Source organism: Candidatus Cloacimonadota bacterium, assembly GCA_021734245.1.
Taxonomy (GTDB): Bacteria; Cloacimonadota; Cloacimonadia; order Cloacimonadales; family TCS61; genus B137-G9.
Genome location: JAIPJH010000002.1, coordinates 1 through 25526 on the forward strand (window position 1 = coordinate 1; position 25526 = coordinate 25526).

The window sequence follows — 25526 nt, forward strand, 5'->3', positions numbered from 1 at the left end:
CGTCCGCCACTCTACTCGTAAAACCGAAGCTCTACTTTCGCGTTCGACTTGCATGCCTAATCCACGCCGCCAGCGTTCGTCCTGAGCCAGGATCAAACTCTTCGTTATAAAAATATATCCTTACTCACTCACCATTCACATCTATCTAATTCGTTTCCTAAATTTCTCTCTAAAGAACAAAAAAAATTACCTCGCTAAAAACAAGGTTTGGCAAAATTGAAACCTACCCTCTCCATGTCAAATTAAAAATTACTTTTTATCTATCTTTTTTTTTAGCTTGCGACAATAAACATCGTCAACTTGCAGAAATTTAATAAGATATTGAATTTGTATGTTTTACAAATATTTTAACTTTGCTATATCGTTAAGAACTTTTCCAGAAGAAATATATGCCTTCCAAACCTGCAAAGTCTCTAATGACATCCTCTTTTTTGCACTTTTTGTAAAAGAGCCTACATGAGGTGTTATTAAAACATTTTCTGATTTAAAAAAATCCAGTGAATCGGGTGGTTCATTTTCAAATACATCTGTTGCGAAACCTAAGATTTTATTTGAACGTAATCCTTGTTCGACTGCATTGATATCAACAATTTTTCCACGTGCTGTATTGATCAGCCAAAGAGGATTCTGAAAAAAAGCAAGGATCGACCCACCAAACATATGAAATGATTTGGGGGTAAGCGGACAGTGAAATGAAAGTAAATTACACCAGGAAAGACCTTCCTCAAAGGATATTGCATCTATTTGTTTATCATCCCATTCTTCCTTAGTTAAGTAAGGATCAACACCCTTTACATTTGCACCAAAAAACCGAAGAGCTGTGGCAACTTTGGTTCCCACTCTGCCAACTCCAACGATCAGCGCTTTTAATTCTGACAATTCCCAATTATTCTGCAAGCCAGATTTCCAATTTCCTGAAAGCAGATTATTCTCTGAGATCTGATGCTGTTTGAGTAGAGCAAAAATAAAAGACATCGTGTGTTCATAAGCAGAAATTGCATTTGCTTCCGGTGTATTGCAGACAATAATATTTTTTCCTTTTGCTTCAGCCAAATCAATATTATCAAAACCGGTACCAGCTCGAATGATCATTTTCATTTTTGGGAATTGATCAAAAAAAACTGAATTTGCTTTCGTTTGAGTTCGGATAATTACTATTTCAGCTTCTTTTTTATTAAGTGTAGAAAAATAACTTTCCCAACCATTTTGCTTGATTTCATGCCAGAATAGTTCCGGCATTTTCTCAGCTACAAAAGTTTTCATTTCTCTAAATTCAAGTAATCATTTTTAAAATTAACATAATGTTGAGCAGATTGATAAATTCCCTGAACATCTTCATCGGAAAGTTGGCGTACAACTTTGGCTGGAACGCCCATAATTAGGCTTCGAGGTGGATAAGTTTTATTTGGAGGAACGACAGCTCCAGCAGCAACGATAGATTCCGTTCCAATTCTGCAACCATCCAGAAGCGTTGCACTCATTCCAATAAGGCAAGCATCTTCTACCGTGCAACCATGCAGCATAGCTTTATGACCTACAGTAACATCGTTTCCAATTTTCACCGGAAATCCGTCACTCATGTCTTTTTTCGTAAAGCGTGTAACATGAATCATAGAGAGATCTTGAATGCTGGTTCGTTCTCCGATCTTAATATAATGAATATCTCCACGGATAACAGCACCAAACCAGACAGAGCTATCCTCTCCAATTTCACACATTCCAATTATTTCCGCTGTTTTTGCTACAAATACTTTTTTTCCTAATTCAGGTTCATATTCTTTGAATTTTGAAATCATTGTTTTTCCTATAAATTTAATTCGTTATAAGTTTTGAAATGGATCTTGGCAACTTCCTGAAGCCTTCCTTTACCATGAATCTTCGCAAATTGTTCTGCAGATTTCTTTACTTTGCCGCTGGCTCCTTTTGGAAAATCCATTTCGTATTTCTTCTCCATTTCTTCCATATTCCATATAAATAAATAGCGTGCAATAATCGAAGCTGCCGCTACAGCCAGATCATCTTCACCTTTGAACTTATGAAGTAGTTCGATCTGCTGAATTTCTTTCAAAGAGGTTTTCAAGGTCTTATCGCTGGCAAACTTATCTACCACTGCACCTTCAAATTTATGCTTAACTTTTAGATTCAATATAACTCTTGCATGCATCCAGGCAAGGAGCTCATTTAATTTTTTATTTTGGGAACGGAACTTTTCATAAAGCTCATTATATTTGGAAGGCATTAACGAAATCGTTTCAATCTGCGGCATGAATTTGGCAAAAAGCTGCTTTGCAATCTTTGCAATTTCTTTATCTTTGATCTGCTTTGAATCTCTAACTCCCAGTTTCTGTAAAGATGGAATCATCGCTGTTTTACAGATAAAACCACACACAACAAGAGGTCCAAAAAAATCACCTTTTCCAGATTCATCAGTTCCAGCCCAAATTTTCCATTTATGATCTGATGCTGTGGTTTCTACTTCTTGATTTAAAATTTGCTGAATTATCGGTCGCAGTTTTGAAGTGGGAGAACCACCCACAACTGGGTTAATTCCTTTTTTTACAGAATTGTATACGTTTACCGGAATTTCATCATTTCCACTGGAAAACTTCAGCTGAACGCCATAATTTATCTCTCGTTCATCGATAAGTTTTAAACCTTTTTTTTCTGCTTCTGCAATAAATTCGGAGATATATTTTAGTAAAATTTTATTCATCAGTATTCAATTATTGCATTCCCAAAAACAACGTCGACATTCAGTAATAGATAAGGTTCTCCTTCCACATAACCAGGTGTGTCATAAATAAAATCACCAAACACAGAAACGGTCTTTTTTGGTAGTTTTGCTTCTGCAAAAACAGCATCGATCTTTATCCTGGCAGGAATATCTGGATTCAAATAGATAACTCCGTTTCCGAAAATTACATTTATTTCAACTTTTGCTGTTTCATTTTGGAGATCAAAATCTCTGAGATCAATATTGCTCTTTCCAAATATCACATTGTATTCTTTTCCAGCTTGTACATGTTCGATATCAGCATTGTTAAACACAACATCATTATCTTTCTTTATGCTGAAAGATAGGCCGAACAGCAATTTTAATCCCCAATATATCAGAATAACAGCAAACACAATTCTTATTATCGGTAAATCGATTTTGAAAACAATCTTTATGATCATCGATAATCCCAGTAACACCAGAACTAAACCCCAAAAAACTCCGCTAAAAACAAAATGCATTTTCACTCCTCCCTCCTAATTATAAAAAATCACTTCAATTTTTCCCAGATCAAATCGATCCTGGTTTTAATTTTCTTAAAAGTTTCACGATAATGGCCGATATCCAAGCCATAAGGATCATCGATATCCTGATTGAATCCGGCATATTCGGAAATCGTAAAAGTTTTTTTGGCTGCATTTGGAAAATTTTCAATCAACATCTCTTTATGTTTTTCCGTCATGGTTAAAATCAACCAGCTTCTGCGAACAACATCATCATTCAATTGTGTAGAAATGTGGTCCGCTGCATTCATTCCATCTTCCGCAAGAATTGCTTTAGAATTTTCTGATATCTGAAAACCACCTCCCAAGAAACCTGCAGATCTTACATCGTATTTCAATCCATCTTTTTCAATTTTATCTTTTAAATAGTAATCTGCCATTGGACTTCGGCAAATATTGGCAGTGCAAACAAACAATATTCTTGGCAATTCATAAGAATTCTTGATTTCATCAAATTTGATTTTTCCTTCTCTCACCAATTTAAGATCTTCTTTTTCATATTTTAGGATTATAGAAGGAATTGCGTCTGCAACTTTGATATTTTTGGGTAAAATAGCAAAATCGAACCAACTTTCAAAATTTGCTTTTATCTTTTTTAGATCAACTTCTGGCTCTTTTCCACTGATATTGATGCTGGTACTAACAATCGGTTTACCGAATTTCTTGATGAACTCACGTAAAAACGGATTGCTGGGAACTCTGAAAGCAACAAAATCATCCACAGAAATATTTTTGAAATGTCCATTTGGATCGGGAAGAATAACTGTTAACTCTCCCGGCCAGTACTGCTGCAGAAGTCTCCTGATCTCCTGCGGAACAAAAACCTGATATTTTTCTAACCAATTTAATTCTGGAATTAAAACAATAAAACCTTTGTTTCCTTCGCGCTGTTTCAATTCATGAATTTTTATAATTGAATCTTGATCGAAAGCAGAGCAACCAATTCCAAACATATGACCTGTATAATGCAGAAATATAGCATCCGGTTTATTCATTTTTTCCGACCATTTATTGTATATCTTCATTATTAATCTAATCCTTTTCTGAGAGCAAATTCGATAGCTTTTAAGATAGTTTGACTGCTTGCTGTTGCACCGGTAATCATATTCACTTCCAAACTTTGTTCATTCAAAACTTTTGCCAGAATAGCTTCACCAGAATAGCCTTTTCCATGATCGTGCTGAAGAAGTTTCAAATCGATTATCTTTCCCTTCTGTACTGTAACTTCCACTTTTGCATTTACCAGTGTAGCATCGAACCAGCCAGTATATACGCCATCTTGCACTTTTTTGACATCTACATTTTCCACCGGGTTTTCTCTCAGTTTTTTTTTGTATTCCAGGAAAGCACAGCTGGCAATTACGGCAAAAATCAATAAAATTATGATAAAAGTAATAATTGGATATTTAATGATTTTTTTCATCTCTTCTCTCCTTTTCTACTCCAAATATTGTATCGGATCGACTGGAACTCCACGTCTGCGAATTTCAAAATGCAGGCTGGGAATTTGAGCTGAACCTGTTTGACCTGAAAGTGCAATAACCTGATTCTTTTTGACCTTGTCACCTTTGGAAACACGCAGCGTTCCGATATGAGAATATAACGTATGAAAACCATTTTTATGATCGATAATGATAAGCTTTCCGGCACCATTATACCATTCTGCAAACGCCACTTCACCATCTTCCACTGAAACAATATTGCTGCCGGTTTCGGCAGAAATATCGATGCCGTCGTTCATCGTGCTTACTTTGTATTCAGCATTATATTGTTCGCCATAAGGTTTAAAAATTTTACCCTGAACTGGCCAGATCAATTTAGCTGTGGGAAACACGTAAGAAAAATCTTCCTCGATGATCTCGGTTTGCAATTTTTTTATCAGATTATCAAGAGCAATCGCATTCTGTTCCAATTCCTTTTTTCTGGCTAAAGCTTTTGCTTTGTCCTGATCCAATTGCTGGATATTGGTTTGAATTGACGCGATTTCATTTGAATATTCTTTGCGTTTTTTATCGGCAACAATGCGCGACCAGATAATATTTTCGTATTCTTTGTTCGCACTTTTCTTCTTCTTTTGCAGAGAATACCATTCAGAATCTACTTTAAAGATCTTTCGTGATGTCATATCGACCATGCTGGCAAGAAGCTTACATTCCAATTTCTTCTGAGGAAACAGCTGACTTTGATAATGAGCTAAAACCAGATTATTAACTTCCGTTTCACATAAATTCAAAAGCTCCTGCAAATAGCTTGATGTGCTTTTTATTTCTTCTAAAGTCGTATCCAATTTCTTTTTGTGCTGTTTTTCGGTTGATCTAAGTTTCTGAACCTTTGATTCCGATTCTTTTTTCTTCTTTTCTGTGTTGTGAAGATCCTGCTGTTTCTGGCGTTTCTGCTCTTCAGTCAATTGGATAAATTCTTCCTGTTTATTGATCTGCTCGTTGATCTCTTCCAGCTGTTTCTGCTTTTCATCGAGATCCTGAGCTGCAAACGCAAACTGCATAAACAGCAGAATAAATACTATCAAAACCTTTTTCATTTTTCCTCTAAATTAATTTTCTGGAGTGTCTATTTTTGTGTCAAGCACAGAGAAGCAAAAATCAGTTTAATTTATTTTTGATTTATTAATTTTATTTTATCAATTGACAACAAAAAGCAGAATCTTCAAATCCAAAAATAAAATTTAAAATATTTGTAGGAGAAAAGATGTTATTTAAGAAAAAGAAAAAAATCAGCTGGAAAAAGAAAGGTGAATTTTTTTATGTTTATATCAATGGAAAAGAGATTTCAGGCGAAATCTCAAATCAGTGGTCAGGAAATGATCTGCTGATCTATCTGGAAGTCATGAACAAATATTATCTTTTACAGGGATATGCATCAGCGCCGAAAGAGGAAGAATTTGAAGCAGTTTTTCTGGCAGAAGGTGAAGAAATCCTGTGGCAGAAATCGGGTGATGGCTATTTTCTTTATGAAAACGGAGAAGCTGTTCAAGATAATTCTACTCCATATTGGATCGATGATATTTTCATGGTCGCTTACAGAAATCAAGACTATTTACTGAAAGATTATGCAGAATCTGAAGAAAATATTCTATCTGCTGCCAGATTGATAAACGATGAAATGCAGGTTTCCTGGATAAAAAAGGGTAAGTACTTTTATTTGATCGCTGATACACTTCTGGATTTGAATCATAATGCTCATCGCTGCAATGATGATCTGATTGTTTACGTGGATGATCTGGAAGCAAATATGCTTCTACAGAATTACCACAACTGTCAGGAAAATACATTTTATGAAACTATCCGTTTGGCGGAGAAAGATCAGCTGATCTATCGCAAAACCGGGAAGTCTAATTTTTCTATCTTCTACAACGAACTCGACATTAGTGCAGATGCAATTGGCACATTTGTCAATGATGATGTTCTGATTTATCTCCCCAAAATCAATTATACAATGCTTTTCCAGAATTTTAAAGGTGACAGCGGAGAAGATTATCAAAGGCCTCAAATTCTGGGCAATGAAGATACGGCATTCTGGAGTGCAGACAGCGATGGATTTTATCTTATCGACAAAGGAATGAATATTTCTCCTGAAGTTAGCAATAACAATTCAAGAATTGGGAATCATCTGCTTTTATTTCATCCGCAATCCTCTACTACTTATCTTTTTGAAGATTATCTGAATAGAAAAGACAACACTCTCCGACCGGCCTTTATTTTATCTCGCACTGCTAATTTCGTCTGGGCAGCCAGCAATAACAGATATAAACTCTGGTATCAGGGAAAAAGAGTGGGAGAATGTGAACATCAGATGATCGGCAATGATCTGATGGTTATGCCAAAATCATTAAAAAAAATGGTACAAATGAAAGATTTTGTAAATTGCCAGGATAATCGATTGCGAGCTGTAGAATCTATTTGACTTTCGTTCCGGAATAAATAAAACTATTCTGTTTCATGCGAATGCAGTTAGATTCCAGTTTACCGATCACATTTCCGCATTCGCATAAAACCTGATCGTTTTTTCTGATGGAGCGATCTTTGGAAATACGGGCAAAGTAACACCTGAGTACTTTGCCCGTTCCTACTTTATAATATTTAAAAAGTTTACTTTTACATTTTGCACATTTTAATGTCAGCAAAACCTTTCTTTCTTCCCTTATTCTGTATAATAGCCTGTCCCCACGACCCAGCTAAAAGGTTTGAAAAGCAGTGCATAAGAACGCTTGGCAACAGGTTCTTCCTGTTTCAGTTTGGGAAACCAGTATTCCACGTAACCACCGCCCTTCTTACCTGCTGCGATAAGATCTTTAATGAAAAAATTGCCATGATGATCTTGTGCTTCCAGTCGATTTTTTCCTTCTACATCTTTATTACCAAAGAGAACAACATTCACACCTTCTGTCGTGTCTGCCCAAAAATAACCATCTTCACCATAACGCAGATCGCGCAGAAGATCGGCACCAAGTTTTTTTGCTTTATCAATAGACATTTCACCAGCTTCATACTTGTTGTAAATCGTCTGCAGCATACTGACGGCTGTTTCCACTTCACATTTTATCAGCATGTCTTTATCCTTGTGAACTTCTGCTGCTGAAAGATTTGCTAATCCTATCAATAATAATAATACTACAAAAATTTTCTTCATGATTCCTCCTTATTTTTTATTCATCTCATCAAATTTACCAGCAGGTGGTTTTGTTCTTTTACCTTTGTCGAAGCTGATGGCATTTGTAGGGCAAACTTCCACACACGTTCCGCAAGAAAAACAATCGGGGATTATTCTGTCCCTTCTCAGGATCGCCTCCATCACTGAAGAAGGACAGCTTTCAGCGCAATTTCCGCAGGCAATGCATTTTCGATAATTAACTTTAATCTTGTAGATACTGATCTTTTCCAACACCCAACCCAGCAAGCCAAAAGGACAGAAAAGATGACACCAGGGACGATAGACAAAGATAGACAACAGAAATAGAATTCCCAGAAAGAAAATTCCGTACGCTGCGAGAGTGGCTGGTTTAAATATTTTGAAAGGATCGAATTCTTCCACCAGATCGAAAGCCCAGATAAAAGCAGCCGCTGTAAAAACAATAAAAAACACGATCCTGACTGTATTTGTGAAAGCAAACGACAATTTGAATTGAGGGATAATAGGTTCGTGTTTCCGGCGATTAATTCTAAAATTGAGGTCTTGAAGCGTTCCAACCTGACAACCCCAGGAACAGATAAACTTATTTGCTAAAACCACAGTGATCAGAAAAAGCGTCATGGCAAATAATCTGGGTGGGAAAATAATCTTAACTTGTCCAAACAAAACGATAGTATCTTTTACCGTTCCCATCGGCCCTGGATCGGCTCCCAGAAAAATACCGAAAATAACAACTGCCACAAAATAAAGCCATTTTCTACGTTCGGAATCGATGGCATTATTACGCAGTAAAAAGAAGATCAGAACCAGAAATATGAACCATAAAACAAATTTCACCAGAATCTTTTTCCAGTCTTTAGCTCCTTCTTCGGCAGCAAATATAATTTGCTTTTTCAAACTGTTTTCGGCTTCAGAAACAGTGAGCGAAAATTCTGAAAACTTCTTTTGCAGTTCTTCTTTTTTAGAAACATCAAAGACCTTTTTCATTACAGGATCTGGAATTTCATTTTGTTTTGCAATTTGTGCCAAAGTCATATCCCTGTCGATACTTATGTTCTCTGGCACTTCAATCTTTTCTTCTGAATTTGACCACATTTTTACAGAAATTATTGAACCAATAATGACGAAAGCAATCAACAAAAAAACACAAACCAATACTTTTACAGATGAATTCATAAACCTCCCCTATAGAATATTAATCCCAATCCAACAACCTTTTCTCTCCATTCAACTTACGAATATCGGTAACATCCTGACTAACTTCCAATGTTCCGATATATTTATCATTTTTGCGTAACGCAAAATATCTGATCTGAACAAATTTTCCTTTCAACTGAATGTGAAAAGATGCTTCATTCTTCTCGCCTGTTTTAAATGAATTCAGAATTTTTTGCACCATGTGAACACTTTCCGGTGGATGGCAATTCTGCACTTTTCTGCCAATGATAGCCGGGGAACGCGGAAAAAATCTATCTTTGGGATTGGAAAAATATTTCACTTCATCATTGGCATCGATAAAGGTGATATCAATCGGCAGGTTATTAAATATACTCTCAATCTGCATATTAGATAATCTGCCAGTTTCACAATTGAAATCTGTCAAATTCACTTTCTTTCTATTTTCAGGTTTTTCAAGGCTTATATGAATTTCGGGTGGATCGATAAAAGAATATCCTATCTCTTTGCTTTGAGCTGCAATCTTTTTCCAATGGCTTTCGGATAGAGTTTCCATGGCAACCGGAAAAACAACCAGATTTTCTTTGAAGATCATGCCATACATCAAAAAGAAAAGCTCTCCAATTTCTTTGTACAGATCGCTATCGAAATCCTGCTTTTTTTTCAGAAGTTTTTTCAGCCATTTCAGTTTCATGCGAATATCATCATCCAAAGACCACATCACAGCAAGCGGACGGCAGTTTTGCCAAACGCGTTCCAGATATGGAAAGAGAATATTTTCTTTTCGCAGAAAATGTTTTTCGATCTGGAGCAATTTATTTAAATTCTGATTGAGTTCTTCCAGGTTTTTTTTCTGCAAATTTTTTTTCATCTTTTGCAGGATAAGTTTAAGCTGTTCATTTTCCTGCATGAAATGTGATAGAGCATGATCTTCTGCAGGTTTATCCCATTTATAATTTCGCAATGGTTCGTAGATCACGTTCATCACTTTTTCGATTTTTTCTTTTATCTGAGTTGCCGAAATACCCATTTTCAGCTGCTGTTCTTCCATGAAGATCATATCGTGGGGAGTAATGTTCTGGATTGATTCACCATATTTTTTCAGCAGTCTTTTTCCGTCTTTTCCCTGCAAAATTCCCTGAGAAAATTTTAGAAGATGTTCTCTCCTTTCCACCTGTTTCTGAACAAAATCAGACATCATCTCTCCAATATATTTTTCACTTTTCCGAAATTGATGATAAGAGTCTTCTACGTCAAGATAATGCTAAGAAATAAAAATTTGAGAATAAAAAAAATTTGGAAAATCACGACGCGGAGCAGCGAAGAATTTTATTTGATGAATAATTTATCCAAACTTCCAAAAGAATAATTGACTTTTTTCTGAACGACTATTCAATAAAGCAGTTAGAGATGATCAATTTTGATTTTCTATAACAAAAATTTATCCCTGTAAATGTTTTTAATTATTTATAGTTATGTGCATTCGCAGATTAAACTTGACTCAGTTTGTCAGATTAAAAATTTGACCATGTTTCTAAGGCAGTTATTTTCGATTGCATTTGGAACAAAAAAAAGAGAAAAGTGAAGGTAAAAAAAATGGAATTGATCTACAATCCAGTATTTTTGAAACATGATACAGGTATGCATCCAGAGAATAAGAAAAGACTATCTTCTTTGGGAGAATTGCCTGTCACTGAACTGGAAAGTGGTGAGGAATATCTGGAATTAATTCATACAAAAGAATATATTAGAAGAATGAAAAAATTTAGTGAGAATGAAAGTGGGCACGTCGATCCTGAAACAATCATTTCCAAAGGAAGTTATGAGGCAGCTATATATGCTGTCGGTGCAACTATAATGGCTTCAAAAACCGGTGATTTTGCTCTTACACGTCCACCAGGCCATCATGCACATCCCGATCGTTCCAGCGGATTTTGTCTGTTCAATAATATCGCAATTGCAGCAAAATATCATGCAAACCAGGGCAAAAAGGTTCTCATTATCGATATCGATGGTCATCTTGGCTGCGGAACAAATAGGATCTTCTACGATTCAGATCAGGTAATGTATTGGTCGCTCCATGAATATCCAGCTTTCCCTGGTGGTGGCGATGCAAACGAAATAGGAACCGGTAAAGGCGAAGGTTATACGATAAATGTTCCACTTCCTGCCGAAAGTGGTGATGAAATCTTTATGGAAGCATTTGAAACATTTCTGCCTGTTGCAAAAGAATTTAATCCTGATATTGTTGGTATTTCAGCTGGTTTTGACGCTCATCAATACGACTTACTTTTGAATTTGAGAGTTTCTGTTAATCTTTTTCACAAGATCGGAAAAATGATCTCTCAGAATTTTGACAATGTTTTTGCTACTTTGGAAGGTGGTTATAATATTGAGATGTTCCCACGTTGTTTATATAATTTCCTGGATGGAATAAACAATAAGAAAATGCGTTTTAAAGAAAGAAATACAGATTCCATGATTCAGACATTTTATGAATATGAAGGACGTAAAGCTTTAGCAGTTCATAATCTTAAGAAATTTTGGAAATCAATTTAATTATAAAATAAAAAAATAAAAAGGAAGTAAAAATGATCGTAAAGAACTTAACCAAAATGTTCAATCCCAAAGTTGTAGCAATTTTTGGTGCTTCAGCTCGTAAGGGAAGTGTTGGGTTTGCCCTGATGGACAACATCATTGGCTCTGGTTTTGACGGAATCGTTTATCCGGTCAATCCCAAAAGAACCAATGTTTTGGGTGTGAAAGCTTACAAGAGAATTGAAGACATTCCCGACAAAGTAGATCTGGCAATTATTGCTACTCCGGCAAAAACAGCTCCGGCTATCGTGGAAGATTGTGGAATTGCTGGTGTTTCCAGTGTTCTTCTGATTTCTGCCGGCTTTGCTGAAGCAGGAGAAGAAGGTAAAGAACTGATGAATCAGATCCATACTTCTATCAGAAAGTACAACATGAGTTTAATTGGACCCAACTGTCTGGGATTTATAAAACCTTCCATCAAGTTTAATGCCAGTTTTGCCAGTAAAATGGCACGTCCTGGTAAAATCGCATTTATCTCTCAAAGCGGGGCGCTTTGTACTGCAATTCTGGATTGGTCGATTGAACAGAATGTTGGCTTCAGTCATTTCGTATCTATCGGCTCGATGATGGATATCAGCTTCAATGATCTGATCGATTATTTTGGAACTGATTCTCAAACCAACAGCATTGTGATCTACATGGAATCTTTGAAAGATGCACGCAGTTTCTTGAGTGCAGCGAGAGCTTTCGCAAGAAACAAACCTATCATTATTTTGAAAGCAGGAAAGAGCAGTGAAGGTGCTCAGGCAGCAATGTCTCACACCGGAAGTCTGGCAGGAAATGATTTCGTTTTCGATGCTGCCTTCAAACGTGCAGGTGTAATTCGAGTGGACACGATTGAAGAACTTTTCAATATCGCCCAAGCTCTGGCCATGCAGCCAAGACCAAACAACAACCGTTTGGCAATTGTTACAAATGCAGGTGGACCTGGTGTGATCGCTACAGATACTTTGATTGCAAATGGTGGAAAGCTGGCAAAACTTTCTGATGAAATAATTGAAGAATTAAATCAGCATCTTTCTCCGCATTGGAGTAAAGGAAATCCACTGGATGTTTTGGGAGATGCCGGACCGGAGCAATACGCTAAAACTCTGGAAGTTTGTGCCAAAGACAAAAATGTGGATGGAATTTTAGTAATCCTTACTCCGCAATCTATGACAGATCCTACTGCTGTTGCCATAGAACTGGCAAAAATCGAGAAGAAGTGTAATAAAACAGTTCTGGCTTGCTGGATGGGAGCTGAAGATGTTCGTGAAGGAAAGAAAGTTCTGGAACAAAACAATATTCCGGTTTACCAGGCTCCTGAAGATGCTGTGAAAGCTTTTATGGTAATGTACAATTATTCTCGAAACCTGCAAATATTGCATGAAACTCCATCGCACATTCCAAGCCAGTTCAAGCCAGACAAAGAATCTAACAAGAAATTGATCCAAACAGTTATGAAAGATAACAGATCCGTGATGACTGAATATGAAGCAAAACAATTTTTGGATAATTATCAGATACCGGTAATAAAAAATGGACTTGCTTCATCAGAAAAAAAGGCTATTGAATTAGCAGAAGAAATCGGTTATCCCCTGGTTATGAAAATCGCTTCTCCAGATATTCTTCACAAAACCGATGTGGGTGGTGTTATCTTGAACATAACCAGCAAAGAAGAAGCTAAAAAATCATATAACAAAATAATGAAATCTGCTAAAGAAAAAAAGCCAACCGCAGATATTAAAGGTGTTTTCGTTGAGCAGATGATGAAACGTAAGTATGAACTTATTATCGGTTGTAAAAAAGATCCTATCTTTGGTCCCACCATCGTATTTGGAATGGGTGGAGTTGCTGTTGAGATCTTCAAAGATACACGAGTTGGCCTTCCGCCCTTGAACATGGCTCTGGCAATGCGCATCATAGAAGATACAAAAATATATAAATTAATTAAAGGTTATCGTGGAATGCCTGGTGCTGATATTCAAGCAATTCAATTCCTGCTTTATAAATTTGCTTATCTGTTGATGGACTTCCCGCAGATCAGCGAAATAGATATCAATCCCTTTGGTGTGGATGAACGTGGCGGAGTGGTTCTGGATGCAAAAGTTCTGCTCGATACTACCATCAAAGAAGTTGATGATAATTATAGCAAGCACCTGGTTATCTCTCCTTATCCATCCGAATATACAACTGACTTTGTAATGACTAACGGCAAAAAAGTTGTACTTCGTGCTATCAAGCCAGAAGATGAAATGATGGAAAAAGAAATGTTCTCAAATTTCAGTGAACGTACTCAAAGATTCCGTTTCTTCCAGCTCATAAAAGAAATCTCTCACGAACAACTGGTTCGCTATACACAGATCGATTATGATCGTGAAATTGCTATCATTGCCGAAGTGGAAGAAAATGGTAAAAAGAAAATGGCCGGCGTTGTTCGTTTAATTGCCGATCAGTATAACGAAACTGCTGAATTCGCTATTGTTGTAGCAGATCCGTGGCATAATCAGGGATTGGGCAACAAATTCACCGACTACATTCATGAAATTGCTAAAGAACGCGGAATCAAAAAGATCACAGCAAATGTTTTAGCTGTAAATCACATCATGCTGCACATGTTCAAAATCCGTGGTTTTAAGTTGGAAAAACGAGAAGACAGTTACTACGCTGAATTGGTGATTAACGATTAATCACAAATTATAATCTTAAAAAGGCTCGATTTGATTTTCGAGCCTTTTTTGTTTGATTAATCAATTGACATCCAGAATACAGGAAATATTTTACTAATTATGGAAAAATTATTATCAATAATATAGAAGGTGAAAATATGGTAAATATATCAGGAAAATGGGCACTTGTAACCGGTTCCAGTCGCGGAATTGGAATGCGTGTGGCCACGGCTCTTGCCGAAAATGGCTGCAAAGTTATATTGCATTCCCGCAAATTGGAAAGTACAAAACCAATAATGGAAAAGCTGCAAGGAAAAGGCTTTGATGTTTATGCACTTGAAGCAGAATTATCAAATATCGATGAAGTTGAAAAATTGATAACTGAAGTGAAATCAATAACAAATGATCAGCTGGATATTTTGTACAATAATGCAGCTATCATGACTACATATCGAAATTTATATGAACCTGCTTTCGAAGAATATCAGCAAAGTTTTCTAATTAATTCCATAGTTCCAGCAAAACTCTGTGATGCTTTTTTGCCGGGAATGATATTTAGAAACTGGGGTCGTATCGTAAATGTTACATCAGGAATTAAAGAAGAACCGCAACTAATGCCTTATAGCTGTTCCAAAGCTGCTTTAGATAGATACGTGCGAGACATGGTTCCCACTTTAAAAGGAACAAATGTATTGATGAATCTTCTCGATCCTGATTGGCTGAGAACAGACTTGGGCGGACCTCATGCTCCAAATCATCCTGATTCTGTATTACCGGGCGCACTGGTTCCTGTTCTTCTGGAACAAAAAGAGGGAAGCGGTAAACTATACAAAGCACAAGATTATAGAAGTAAATAAATATATTGACCAAAACTGTATCATTTTTGATTCTTTACACATGAAAAATGAATATAAGAAATTAGACCAAATCGGAAAAGGCTCATTTGCTAAAGTTTGGCTGGCAGAAGATAAAGATAAGAAAAAGGTTGTTTTAAAAGAATACAATTCTTCCTCGCTTTCGGAAGCAAGAAGGGAATTCCTTTTCCTTAATGCTATCGATTCACCAAATATTGTAAAAGCAATTGAATTCCAGAGCGATCCACCAGTACTTTTTCAAGAGTACATAGAAGGAACAAGTTTATTACCTGGAAATCTTAAAACAAAAAAACAGAAAAACAAATTTCTGGCTGCTTTAAGCCGAACGCTCTCCCATCTTCATTCAGCAGGAATATGTTTCAACGACCTGAAACCGGAGAACATTCTCATCAGGAATGGTGAACCTGTACTTATAGATTTAGGATTAGCAACACCTAACTTCTTTTATGATAACATATTCCGCGGTACACCTGCTTATTCTGCACCAGAAAAACTAAGTCGAAGGATCAATTCTTATGTTGCTGATGTTTTTTCATTCGGATTGCTTGCTTTCCAAGTGATGCAGGAGTTTCTTCCTGCCGATAATTTCGAGTATGAAGATTATAAAAAACTACTTCTTTCAGAAGATAGTTGGCAAAAATTTCTGGATGATAATGTTGATGACAATTTCCTCCAGTCGATGCTGGCATTTCGTCCTACAAAGCGACCAACGATGCCAAAGATCGCCCGGCATTATGCTGAAGTGAGTGGTATTAAGATTTATGAAAATAAAATTGATATTATCAAACAACATCTTTTTGAGTGCCAGACAAAAAGTGTAAGTAAACTATTGCAGAATAAATTTTTAACCTGCTCTTTAGAAGATGAACCAGATAGAATAGCTGAGAATGCTTTATTATGGTTGGAATCTGAAAATCGTCACCCGATCCTGCTTAAAGAATCAGATTTTATCTGGCAACCTCAGGAATTCTTCAAGCAATTTGAAAATAAGATTAGTTCAAAACATGAAATTGTAGATTCAATAAAAAACTCTCAATTAACTTATCTTCTTCAAAGAGACTTGATCGACGTGAAAACTAAATTATTCAAGGAGTTATCAGATTTTGAGAACACTCTGATCATTAATTACAAAAAAAAGAGTCAACTTCCAAATGTGGATTCAAAAGAAGTACAAAATCTTGTTCAAGAATATCAATTAGAAAATGTACAAATGGAATCCGATTTTAGCGCTAAACCATTTCTTGCCAGAATCCATATATTAAGTTTACTTACCGAAGAAAAAACAGAAAATATTCCAGAGGATATTGTAACTTTACTGGCAGCTATAAAATTATCTATTCCTATATATTTATTGAAATACGTTTTTACAAACATTTCAAACATACTTCCTGATCTTTTATTACATCCGAATATAAACATAAAGAATGATGGTTTGTATTTTAATTCCGATTCCGATAAAACAAAACCTAAAAAAGATCAATTAGAGAAACTATTTTCTGCTTCCGAAGAACAAGGATTTTACGCAATTGCTTTGCAATGTTCAATTCTTCTGGATAAAAAAACTAAAACTATCGAATTGTTGGAAAAGTATATTAACGACCTGGTTTCGCAACAATACTATTCATCTGCCTTTGAAATTTTGCAATTGTATTCCAGGGAAATAAAATTGTCGTTATCACTTCAAAAAAAACAGGCTTTTCTGCTTCGAAAAAATGGCAATTTGAAAGAATCGTTGAAAAAATACGAAGAAATCCAAGTTGATAATTCCAGTTTGGATTATGCTGTAATTGCATCTGATCGAGCTGTAATTCTGCAGGAATTAGATCAATTGGATAAAGCCAGAAAAATCTATGAAGAAGTTTTACCGATATTTCAAAATCAGGAAAATAAAAATTCATATCTTCGCACCATAAATAATATGGGAGTAATTGATGTTCAATCAAATCAATTCCAGAAAGCAGAAGGAACTTTTTTGAAACTACTGGACGAAGCTCAAAAGTTTGGTAACAAACAGTTTACGACCATGTCTCATTTGAACCTGGCAGACGTTTACCTGCGCAAAGGAGAATGGAAAAAAAGTCTTTATCAAGCTCAAACTGCCGCCGAGTTTGGACGTAAATTTAATAGAAAAAATATCGAAGTATGGGCTCAGATCTATGGGATTCAGGCGCAATGGGCTATTGGATCAGCCGAAAATCTGGATGAAATTATTCTGCAGATTTTTGCAGATGACAAACTTCAGGAACAAGCTCAATTATTAGAAAATTTTGCAATGAGTATGATGCCGGTTTTAATTCATTCTAATAATAATAAAACTGATGATTTGTATAAAATCTTAATTACCTCTCAAAACGTAGGCGATGAAAAAAATCAGGCACTTTTCTGGTATTACTATTACAGCAGTAACTATATACAAGCTGCAGAGATATCCAAACAATTTAAAGATAAATTGTTTCAGAATTTTGCTAAAGCTTTTCTTACTGCAGATGCTCGAATGTTAACCGCAATTTTCAGAGAGTTTGGCCTTCGGAACGACTGTTTTGGTTATCTTCAAAACGCTGTTATGATCAATCAAAATTTAGATTTTCTTAAATTTGAAGAGCTGCAGAATGAAATCAAAAATTTTGCCACATTACATCCATTTCATCCACTTACAAGCGTAAAAATAAACACTGAAACACAACCAGAACAGCAGCATTTGGACATTTTGTGGGAAATTATTTCGATAATTCACAGCAATGAATCATTCGATTCTTCGATGCAATCCATATTGGCAGGTGTTATTCGAATTGCAGAACTGGAACGTGCTGTTTATTATAAATTCGACAATGGTGAAATGCTAGCTCAGATAGGTATGAATAGAGATTTAAATCCTCTCGACCTGGAAAAGATCAGGATCAGTAGAACAATTCTGCAGGAAACCATAAAACTAGGTCATATCAGGTTTTTTGAAAGCCTTCAGGAAGAAACTCCGTTTGATATTCATTCCAGTATTTTTGGCTTAGGTCTCAGGACGGCAGTTTGTTATCCCATCATCGTAAACAACGAAATTCGCGGAGTTATTTATGCTGATGCAACCGACGCCAAGGAGTTTAGTCAACAGGAACAAAATCTTCTGGAAACGCTTTTTGTGCAATCTCGAGCAGCTTTGGAAAAAGCAGAAAAAATTGAGACCTTATTAAAAGAAAGAGAACATTTCGTAGATACTGAAAAGAGTTCCTTTCCAGAAATTATCGGTAACAGCAAACCAATGCGAAATATATTTTCCCTGATGAAGACTGTGGGTTCACATAACGTTAATGTTTTGATTACCGGTCCCACGGGAAGTGGAAAAGAGCTCATCGCCAAAGCACTGCATCGTGAATATAATTCTCGTGCTCCATTCATCGCTGTAAATTGTGCTGCAATACCAGAAAACTTATTGGAAAGCGAACTGTTTGGTTACACCAAAGGTGCCTTTACAGGTGCAATAAAAGATACAAAAGGAAAAATAGAAGCAGCCAATAACGGTACCCTTTTTCTGGATGAAATCGGTGATATGCCGCCAGCTTTGCAGGCAAAACTTTTGCGCGTTCTGCAGGATCGCATCATTACTCCTCTTGGTTCAAATAAGGAAATACCCGTTTCTTTCCGAATTATTACAGCAACCAATCAGAATCTGGATCAACTTGTAGCTAAGGGAACGTTTCGTGAAGACCTCTACTTTAGGTTAAATGTAGTAGAAATTGAACTTCCTCCACTTTCCAAAAGAAGGGATGACATACTTCCTCTTGCTGAATATTTTCTGCAAAAGTTTAATAAAAAATTTGGAAAACAAATTACTCAAATCAACCCCAAAACTGCTAACAAGCTGCTACAAAAAGACTGGCGTGGCAATGTGCGGGAACTGGAAAACACCTTGGAGAAGGCTGTATTACTATCTTCAGGAGATGACTTAGAAGCCGATTCTTTAGATATAAATGATGAAGATTTTAATCTCAATTCAATTGAACAACTTCCTTTGGAATGGAATGAATATCGTAAGTATAGAAAAAGAATAATCTCTCAACTTGATAAAAAATATGCAAATCAACTGATAGCAAAAACAGACGGCAATGTTAATAAAGCCAGTAAGCTGGGCAAGATTCCCAGACCACAAATCTATCGAATCTTAAGATAACTGTATCATTTATGGTTTTGTGTAACATTTTATTAACTATTTTATAAATACCTGCCTATCAAGACTTTATGATAGTAGATAACACTAATAATATTTCTTAAAATAATACTGTAGCATAATTGTTTCAGATTTGATTGTGCGAATTTTATTTTTATGCAACTATGAAAATATTTTGTCCGTCTCTAACATTCCATCTTTCATGCAGTTACGAATAGTGAACAAACATATTTCCGTGGTTTTTGTGGTTTGGCACAGGTAATGCATATTAATAGGGCGTGAGTTTTGAAAAGTGAAAAAATAAAAAATTTGAAAATGGAGGTAAACATGAAAAAAACTCTCACACTTTTTGCCCTGATGTTATTAGTATCTCAAATTCTATTTGCAGGTTCTATATCGGGTACAGTAAATGGAAACCCGGCCAATGGCTACATAGTAGAAGCATTTGAACCGGGTAATCCACAAGTTCATTATGAAGCTTTTGTTGAAAATGGAGCGTACACAATTACAGATGTCGATCTTGGTACTTATGTTGTCAAGTTATCTGGTATGGGATTTCACATATTTTATGATGGTGTAACTTCAGTGCAGCAGGCAACTCCTGTGGAAGTAACAGATGTAAATCCTGATGTGACAGGAATCGATTTTACTCTTAATGCAATCCCGCAAGGTATTATAATGGGAAGCGTAATGAGTAATGGTGGACCTGGAGGTCCTGGTGGACCTGGAGGTCCTGGTGGACCTGGAGGTCCTGGTGGACCTGGAGGTCCTGGTGGACCTGGAGGTCCTGGTGGTCCTGGCATGCTGGATGCTACTGTAAAATTGTATGATCAACTTCCTGTTGATCCATCTGTCTTACCAATTCAGGAACAGGATGTGATGGGAATGATGTTTATGTTTGAGTGTCTGGAATTTGGCACATATTATGTTTCACTGGAAATTCCCGATGAGCCTACCTTATATTATAATATGGTAGAAGATCCCAGCTTAGCTGATGCAATTGTGCTGGATGAAAATAATCCTGCAGCAGTGGATATCGATTTTTTCATTCAAGGAACTGGTCCTGGAACTGCCGAAATAAACGGAGTTGTTACAGATAACACAGGTGCAGCTGTAGAAAATGCCTATGTTGACCTGATTACTCAAAATGGTGGAATGCCCTGGTTCCAATTCTTTGCCGAAACAGATGAGAACGGCAACTTCATTATTTCAGAAATTCCCGCCGGAGAATATTATCTTTCTATAATGGCAGATGGTTATCTTCCCTATTTTTATGATGGAGTAACAAATTGGCAGGATGCTACGCTTATAACGATAGAAGACGATGATGTAATAACTATAGATCCAATTCTGCAACCACTTATTCTATATCAAGTTACAGGAATTGTATTGGATGATGAAGGAAATCCGATCGAAGACTGTTTTGTAACAGCATTTGAAGATGGAAATGGACCTGGACCTGGAGGTCCTGGTGGAATGATGGGTGAATGGTTTGCAAATACTACTGCTGATGGTACATTTGAACTCAATATTCCAGAAGGCGATTACTATTTTGCTGCTCATCTGATGGATTGGATGAATATGCAGGTTCAATATTACGATCACAAAACAAACTGGCAGGAAGCTGATCTGGTAACAGTAAATGCACCAGTTTCCGGAATCGATTTTGATTTTATTGTAGTTTCCTACAATTCAGTAGTTTCCGGTACAATTACCGATGTGGATGCACTTCCTGTAGAAGGCGCAAATGCTTTCCTCTATCCTGTAGATCCAAGTCAATGGTTCTTTGCTCACAGCTTCTCCGACGAAAACGGAATTTATGAAATAGATAATATTCCTCCCGGAGATTATTATTTCTCAGTGAATGCGCAAGGTTATCTTCCTTATTTCTTTGATGGTGTAACAAACTGGGAAGATGCAACAATCATCACAATCGCAGAAGACGATATGATCACGATAGATCCTGTTTTGCAATTACCTGTACTGTATACAGTTAGTGGTTATGTACTGGATGATGCTGGCAATCCGATTTCCGATGCAATCGTGTTTGCCCATTCCAACAACTGGAATCCCGGCAATCCCGGTGGACCTGGAAATCCTGGAAATCCTGGTGGAAACGGCTGTAACGGTGGAATTGGCAACTTGAATGCAAGTCCAGATGCAACCGGTTATTTTGAATTGGAAGTTCCCGAAGGAGAATACATTTTTGGAGCTCAAACTCTCGATCTATTCAATACTCAAATCCAATTTTACGATCATAAACCAAGTCCTGATGTAGCCGATGTTGTTCTGGTGGAAGATAATGTAACCGGAATCAACTTCGATTTCACAGCACCCGCTAATTATGATAACTCAATTTCAGGTGTTGTTACATTAGCAACATTGCCAGTTGAGAATGCAATGGTGACCTGTGTATCAGTAGATCAAACATTCAGTACAGCTAGTTTTACAAACGAACTTGGACAATATGAACTTACAAACCTTCCCGAAAATGATTATTACATTTTCGCTATCAGCGATGGCGGAGTTCCTACTTATTATCCAGGTGTAATCGACTTTGAAGATGCTGTTACAGTAAATGCTCTTGGCATTGTAACTGGAATCGATTTCGAGATCATTCCAATAAATGGCAGTGGCTATCTTGGTTTGAACGGTTATGTAACGAATAGTCAAAATGAACCTTTGGCTAACTCTACAATTTCTATCAGTGACAATGAAGGAAATATTGTGGCAGTAGCTCAAACCAATGGCGACGGTTATTATGAAGTAAATACCGTAAACACAGGTGAAGTAACCGTTTATGCTACTAAAATGTTCTACAATACTTCCAGCACAAGCACAACGATGAACAATAATACCAGCATCGACTTTACTCTGGAACCAACCGGACCAACCGGAACAGATGATACTCCGGAAATTGGAGATCTTCTTTCAATCAACAATTATCCAAATCCGTTTAATCCTTCAACTACTATCAGCTTTAACCTTCCAGTTTCTGGAAAAGTAGACCTGGAAGTTTATAACGTGAAAGGTCAGATGGTAACCAGACTGATTGATGATCAAATGGAAGCCGGAGTTCACAGTGTAGTTTGGAATGGAGTTGATTCCAATCAGAAATCAGTATCCAGCGGCATCTATTTCTACAAGATCAAAGCTGCAAATCAAAGCAGAACAAATAAGATGATCTTGATGAAATAAAATATAGATAATCAGTCGGCGGCTTTTGGCCGTCGGCTGGTATTTGTGGAATGAAAAATGCTAACTTATTTTGTTATGGGAGGATAAGATGAAAAAGATCATCTTGATTTTGTTTTTAGTTTTTAGCTATTTAGTTCTTAATGCATACTCGATAAGTGGATATACAAACCTTCTGGATTCACCGGTGGAAGATGCGATCATAGAATTACATTCACAACAACCTGGAATGAATTTCTTTCCAGTTGATATGACCATCAGTAATGAAGATGGATATTATCAGTTTGATATAGATTCTCCTGGAATGTATTTTGTAAGCGCAATGATTCAGGCTCCTTATTGTCAATTCCTCTTTTATGATAATGTTTTCATACCCACAAATGCAACTTCCATCCACATCTCCAATATGAATCCCGATCAGGAAAATATAAATTTTGATTTTCAGGCTAACTTCCCTGGTGGAGATAACTCAGTTACAGGTTTAGTAGCCGATATTTCCAATCAGCCGATAGAAAATGTTCTGATCGATTTATTTCCAGAACAATATAGCGCTCCTTGGCTAGCAACTTTTTCAACCAATTCTGACGAGAATGGAATTTATAATTTGGAAAATATTCCAGATGGAAATTATCTTTTGACTGCAATTCATCCAAACTATCTTCCCTATTTTTATAATGGAACACCCGCCTGGCCACAAGCTGAGATAATAACTCTGGAAAATGGAACGATTGAAGAAATAAATATCACACTTGAATCTAACAACATATACACAATTTCCGGTTATGTTTATGATGAACCATCTGGCAATCCAATTTTTGGAGCAGAGATTTATGCCTTTTCTCTGAGTGGATCAAATCCGCAAGGAAATGGCATGGGTGGAATGGGAATACCAATCAGTTTTTCAGATCAAAATGGATATTATGAGTTATTTGTAACTGAAAATGAATATCTTGTAATGGCAAAAGATATCCAGACAAACAGTGTGGAATTTTATGATGATGCTGCTACACCATTGGATGCAACCTGGATTCAATTAAATCAGAATGTTGACAATATCGATTTTGATTTGAACGAAGATATGGGGGGGGATTATTCTGTCAGTGGTACTCTAAGTATCGATGGATCTGCAGGACAAGGTGTTCCCATGCTTGCTGTTGCAGTTTCCAGTGATGAAGAATGGGAAAAAACTGTTTCTGCTGATGCTATAAATGGTGGTTATGTAATTCCAGACCTTCCCGGTGGAGAATATTACATTTATGGTTTTTCTCCTATCTCGATTCCTACTTTTTTTGAAGATGCCATCAATTATGAAGATGCTGTTTTGCTGGAAGTTGTATCAAATGTTAACGATATAGATATCGATATGCATATTGCTCAGGAAACAGGTTATCTGGGTTGCAACGGCTTTGTGTTGGATGAAACGGGTGAACCTGTTGCCAATGCCACTGTAGCTTTTATTGATCCCTTTGGAAATGTGCAGGATTATGCTTATACTGATGGCAATGGCGAATATAATCTTCCTTCTTTGAACAACTTGAATTACACTGCATTCGCAACAAAAGTATTCTATAGTTCCGATGAAGCTCAATTGCCTGTAAACGGTAATTTAACCTGGAATTTCACTTTAACAGATCCCAATACAGAAGCTGGAGAAGAATTACCGCAACAGCAAAGTAATTTAAGAATTTTTCCCAATCCCTTCAATCCTTCCACAACGATCAGCTTTGATACAACGCAAACATCCGCGTTTGCGACGATCGAAATCTACAATCTGAAAGGACAGAAAGTGAAATCCTTTGCAAATCTTCCAGTCAGCCAATCATCAAATCACAAAATAGTCTGGAATGGTGATGATGATAATCAAAGACCCGTTTCCACTGGAGTTTATCTTGTTAGAATCAGATCTGGAAATTATCAGGAAACTGGGAAATTACTTCTTCTTAAATAATCTCAGTAACCTCTGATAAAAAAAACCTGCCAGGTTTGGAAAAAACTGGCAGGTTTTTTAATCGAAAGAATTCCTCGCTGCTCTACATCGGGGTTTCCAAATTTTCTTCCCTGTTTGAGGGGAGATCCGGCAGTTGCCGGAGAGGGATAAATAATGAAAATTCGATTTTCAGCTTGCTGAAATAAATTTAGCGAAATACACCTTGGCTCTGCCACGGTGATAGTCAAATTTAAGAATTTTCTTTATTTTTTATTTATCTTATTCCACACCCAAAACTTCATTGATGATCTTAACCATCTCTGCTTTTGGATAGGCACCGGAAAACATTCTGGGCTGGCCTTCTGTGGGAATGAATAAAATCGAGGGAATGCTGCGAATTCCAAACATTCCAGCCAACTGCTGCTGCTCATCTGTATCTACTTTATAAATTATCAGCTTATTTTCATATTCTTCGGAAAGTTCCACCATGATCGGTGCAACCTGTTTACAAGGTCCGCACCAGTCGGCATAAAAATCGATAATTGCCGGCAGTTCGCCTTCATAATTCCATTCTGCCGAATTTTCATAATCAAAAATTTTTGTTTTAAAAGATTCAAGATTCAAATGTTCAATTTCCCGGGAATCGCCTGCAGTGAGAAAGATGACTGCAGAAAGTAATAGTATTGGTAAAAATATTTTTTTCATTGTAAAGAACTCCTACTGTCTGATTTCTAATAATTTATCGATTTTCTTCTGATCAAATCCCACCACCGGAACATTGTTGATCCACATCTGCGGAACACCCTGCTGACCGGTTTTACGCATCATATCCTGAGCTGCTTTCTGATCTCTGGAAACATCGATATCTTTAAATTTGATCTTGTTTTCTTTCAGGTAGCTTTTCAATTTTCTGCACCAGCTGCAGGTTGGCGTGCTGAAAACAATAACTTTTTTCATTTTCTTCATCTCCTTTATTTTTTCATCTTTTATCTTTAATATAATTCAATATTACACAATGTCAAATA

General features: G+C 36.6%; 19 protein-coding genes, 1 rRNA gene and 1 pseudogene. 7 read left to right on the top strand and 14 right to left on the bottom strand.

Annotation, left to right across the window (positions count from 1 at the left end; all coding sequences use genetic code 11):
• The 8 genes from K9N40_00575 to K9N40_00610 form a co-directional block, all read right to left on the bottom strand.
• Positions 1 to 108 (bottom strand): 16S ribosomal RNA (locus K9N40_00575); the annotation flags it as partial.
• A gap of 228 nt (positions 109 to 336) precedes the next feature.
• Complete coding sequence (locus K9N40_00580) at positions 337 to 1263, bottom strand: hypothetical protein (GenBank protein MCF7812956.1); 927 nt, start codon at positions 1261 to 1263, stop codon at positions 337 to 339.
• Positions 1260 to 1796: a gamma carbonic anhydrase family protein gene (locus tag K9N40_00585; GenBank protein MCF7812957.1), complete on the bottom strand. Its 537-nt coding sequence runs from the start codon at positions 1794 to 1796 to the stop codon at positions 1260 to 1262. The genes K9N40_00580 and K9N40_00585 overlap by 4 nt, the downstream gene beginning before the upstream one ends.
• Before the next feature lie 8 nt (positions 1797 to 1804).
• Positions 1805 to 2713 (bottom strand): ribonuclease HIII, encoded by a 909-nt coding sequence (rnhC, locus tag K9N40_00590; GenBank protein ID MCF7812958.1) that lies wholly within the window; start codon positions 2711 to 2713, stop codon positions 1805 to 1807.
• Complete coding sequence (locus K9N40_00595) at positions 2713 to 3237, bottom strand: hypothetical protein (GenBank protein ID MCF7812959.1); 525 nt, start codon at positions 3235 to 3237, stop codon at positions 2713 to 2715. The genes rnhC and K9N40_00595 overlap by 1 nt, the downstream gene beginning before the upstream one ends.
• A gap of 29 nt (positions 3238 to 3266) precedes the next feature.
• Positions 3267 to 4304, bottom strand: coding sequence for a threonylcarbamoyl-AMP synthase (locus K9N40_00600; GenBank protein ID MCF7812960.1), 1038 nt, complete (start codon positions 4302 to 4304; stop codon positions 3267 to 3269).
• 2 nt (positions 4305 to 4306) lie between these two features.
• A complete protein-coding gene (locus K9N40_00605) occupies positions 4307 to 4702 on the bottom strand; it encodes an FMN-binding protein (protein MCF7812961.1) in 396 nt (131 codons plus the stop codon).
• 15 nt (positions 4703 to 4717) lie between these two features.
• Complete coding sequence (locus K9N40_00610; protein ID MCF7812962.1) at positions 4718 to 5818, bottom strand: peptidoglycan DD-metalloendopeptidase family protein; 1101 nt, start codon at positions 5816 to 5818, stop codon at positions 4718 to 4720.
• Between the two features lie 167 nt (positions 5819 to 5985).
• On the opposite strand from K9N40_00610, the gene K9N40_00615 reads away from it, so the two are divergent.
• Positions 5986 to 7200 (top strand): hypothetical protein, encoded by a 1215-nt coding sequence (locus K9N40_00615; protein MCF7812963.1) that lies wholly within the window; start codon positions 5986 to 5988, stop codon positions 7198 to 7200.
• Here K9N40_00615 and K9N40_00620 read toward each other — a convergent pair.
• From K9N40_00620 to K9N40_00635, 4 genes are read right to left on the bottom strand one after another with little or no spacing between them, the layout of a single operon-like run.
• The gene (locus tag K9N40_00620; GenBank protein ID MCF7812964.1) at positions 7193 to 7420 is read right to left on the bottom strand and encodes a hypothetical protein; all 228 of its coding nucleotides are present in this window, start codon (positions 7418 to 7420) and stop codon (positions 7193 to 7195) included. The two genes, K9N40_00615 and K9N40_00620, sit on opposite strands and share 8 nt — an antisense overlap.
• A gap of 17 nt (positions 7421 to 7437) precedes the next feature.
• A complete protein-coding gene (locus K9N40_00625) occupies positions 7438 to 7926 on the bottom strand; it encodes a cache domain-containing protein (GenBank protein ID MCF7812965.1) in 489 nt (162 codons plus the stop codon).
• A 9-nt stretch (positions 7927 to 7935) separates the two neighbouring features.
• Positions 7936 to 9102 carry a 4Fe-4S binding protein gene (locus K9N40_00630; GenBank protein ID MCF7812966.1) on the bottom strand — a complete coding sequence of 389 codons (1167 nt, stop codon included), beginning with the start codon at positions 9100 to 9102 and terminating at the stop codon, positions 7936 to 7938.
• A 19-nt stretch (positions 9103 to 9121) separates the two neighbouring features.
• Positions 9122 to 10300 (bottom strand): PAS domain-containing protein, encoded by a 1179-nt coding sequence (locus K9N40_00635; protein MCF7812967.1) that lies wholly within the window; start codon positions 10298 to 10300, stop codon positions 9122 to 9124.
• A 443-nt stretch (positions 10301 to 10743) separates the two neighbouring features.
• On the opposite strand from K9N40_00635, the gene K9N40_00640 reads away from it, so the two are divergent.
• The 6 genes and pseudogenes from K9N40_00640 to K9N40_00665 all read left to right on the top strand — a co-directional run bounded on the left by K9N40_00640 (position 10744) and on the right by K9N40_00665 (position 24522).
• Positions 10744 to 11661: a histone deacetylase gene (locus tag K9N40_00640; protein ID MCF7812968.1), complete on the top strand. Its 918-nt coding sequence runs from the start codon at positions 10744 to 10746 to the stop codon at positions 11659 to 11661.
• Positions 11646 to 14369: pseudogene (locus tag K9N40_00645) on the top strand (bifunctional acetate--CoA ligase family protein/GNAT family N-acetyltransferase). The gene K9N40_00640 and the pseudogene K9N40_00645 overlap by 16 nt, the downstream one beginning before the upstream one ends.
• Before the next feature lie 137 nt (positions 14370 to 14506).
• Positions 14507 to 15205 carry an SDR family oxidoreductase gene (locus tag K9N40_00650; GenBank protein ID MCF7812969.1) on the top strand — a complete coding sequence of 233 codons (699 nt, stop codon included), beginning with the start codon at positions 14507 to 14509 and terminating at the stop codon, positions 15203 to 15205.
• A gap of 40 nt (positions 15206 to 15245) precedes the next feature.
• Complete coding sequence (locus tag K9N40_00655) at positions 15246 to 19382, top strand: sigma 54-interacting transcriptional regulator (protein ID MCF7812970.1); 4137 nt, start codon at positions 15246 to 15248, stop codon at positions 19380 to 19382.
• Between the two features lie 324 nt (positions 19383 to 19706).
• Positions 19707 to 22577: a carboxypeptidase regulatory-like domain-containing protein gene (locus K9N40_00660; protein ID MCF7812971.1), complete on the top strand. Its 2871-nt coding sequence runs from the start codon at positions 19707 to 19709 to the stop codon at positions 22575 to 22577.
• 88 nt (positions 22578 to 22665) lie between these two features.
• Positions 22666 to 24522 (top strand): carboxypeptidase regulatory-like domain-containing protein, encoded by a 1857-nt coding sequence (locus K9N40_00665; protein MCF7812972.1) that lies wholly within the window; start codon positions 22666 to 22668, stop codon positions 24520 to 24522.
• Between the two features lie 258 nt (positions 24523 to 24780).
• Here K9N40_00665 and trxA read toward each other — a convergent pair whose 3' ends face one another.
• A complete protein-coding gene (trxA, locus tag K9N40_00670; protein MCF7812973.1) occupies positions 24781 to 25206 on the bottom strand; it encodes a thioredoxin in 426 nt (141 codons plus the stop codon).
• A 12-nt stretch (positions 25207 to 25218) separates the two neighbouring features.
• Positions 25219 to 25467, bottom strand: a complete 249-nt coding sequence (locus tag K9N40_00675) for a glutaredoxin family protein (GenBank protein ID MCF7812974.1) — start codon at positions 25465 to 25467, stop codon at positions 25219 to 25221.
• Between the last annotated feature and the right edge of the window lie 59 nt (positions 25468 to 25526).

Excerpts from the sequence above, each read along its gene's own strand:
- K9N40_00580 (MCF7812956.1), bottom strand. The coding sequence starts at position 1,263 with ATGAAAACTTTTGTAGCTGAGAAAATGCCGGAACTATTCTGGCATGAA.
- K9N40_00585 (MCF7812957.1), bottom strand. The coding sequence starts at position 1,796 with ATGATTTCAAAATTCAAAGAATATGAACCTGAATTAGGAAAAAAAGTA.
- rnhC (MCF7812958.1), bottom strand. The coding sequence starts at position 2,713 with ATGAATAAAATTTTACTAAAATATATCTCCGAATTTATTGCAGAAGCA.
- K9N40_00595 (MCF7812959.1), bottom strand. The coding sequence starts at position 3,237 with ATGCATTTTGTTTTTAGCGGAGTTTTTTGGGGTTTAGTTCTGGTGTTA.
- K9N40_00600 (MCF7812960.1), bottom strand. The coding sequence starts at position 4,304 with ATGAAGATATACAATAAATGGTCGGAAAAAATGAATAAACCGGATGCT.
- K9N40_00605 (MCF7812961.1), bottom strand. The coding sequence starts at position 4,702 with ATGAAAAAAATCATTAAATATCCAATTATTACTTTTATCATAATTTTA.
- K9N40_00610 (MCF7812962.1), bottom strand. The coding sequence starts at position 5,818 with ATGAAAAAGGTTTTGATAGTATTTATTCTGCTGTTTATGCAGTTTGCG.
- K9N40_00615 (MCF7812963.1), top strand. The coding sequence starts at position 5,986 with ATGTTATTTAAGAAAAAGAAAAAAATCAGCTGGAAAAAGAAAGGTGAA.
- K9N40_00625 (MCF7812965.1), bottom strand. The coding sequence starts at position 7,926 with ATGAAGAAAATTTTTGTAGTATTATTATTATTGATAGGATTAGCAAAT.
- K9N40_00630 (MCF7812966.1), bottom strand. The coding sequence starts at position 9,102 with ATGAATTCATCTGTAAAAGTATTGGTTTGTGTTTTTTTGTTGATTGCT.
- K9N40_00635 (MCF7812967.1), bottom strand. The coding sequence starts at position 10,300 with ATGTCTGATTTTGTTCAGAAACAGGTGGAAAGGAGAGAACATCTTCTA.
- K9N40_00640 (MCF7812968.1), top strand. The coding sequence starts at position 10,744 with ATGCATCCAGAGAATAAGAAAAGACTATCTTCTTTGGGAGAATTGCCT.
- K9N40_00650 (MCF7812969.1), top strand. The coding sequence starts at position 14,507 with ATGGTAAATATATCAGGAAAATGGGCACTTGTAACCGGTTCCAGTCGC.
- K9N40_00655 (MCF7812970.1), top strand. The coding sequence starts at position 15,246 with ATGAAAAATGAATATAAGAAATTAGACCAAATCGGAAAAGGCTCATTT.
- K9N40_00660 (MCF7812971.1), top strand. The coding sequence starts at position 19,707 with ATGAAAAAAACTCTCACACTTTTTGCCCTGATGTTATTAGTATCTCAA.
- K9N40_00665 (MCF7812972.1), top strand. The coding sequence starts at position 22,666 with ATGAAAAAGATCATCTTGATTTTGTTTTTAGTTTTTAGCTATTTAGTT.
- trxA (MCF7812973.1), bottom strand. The coding sequence starts at position 25,206 with ATGAAAAAAATATTTTTACCAATACTATTACTTTCTGCAGTCATCTTT.
- K9N40_00675 (MCF7812974.1), bottom strand. The coding sequence starts at position 25,467 with ATGAAGAAAATGAAAAAAGTTATTGTTTTCAGCACGCCAACCTGCAGC.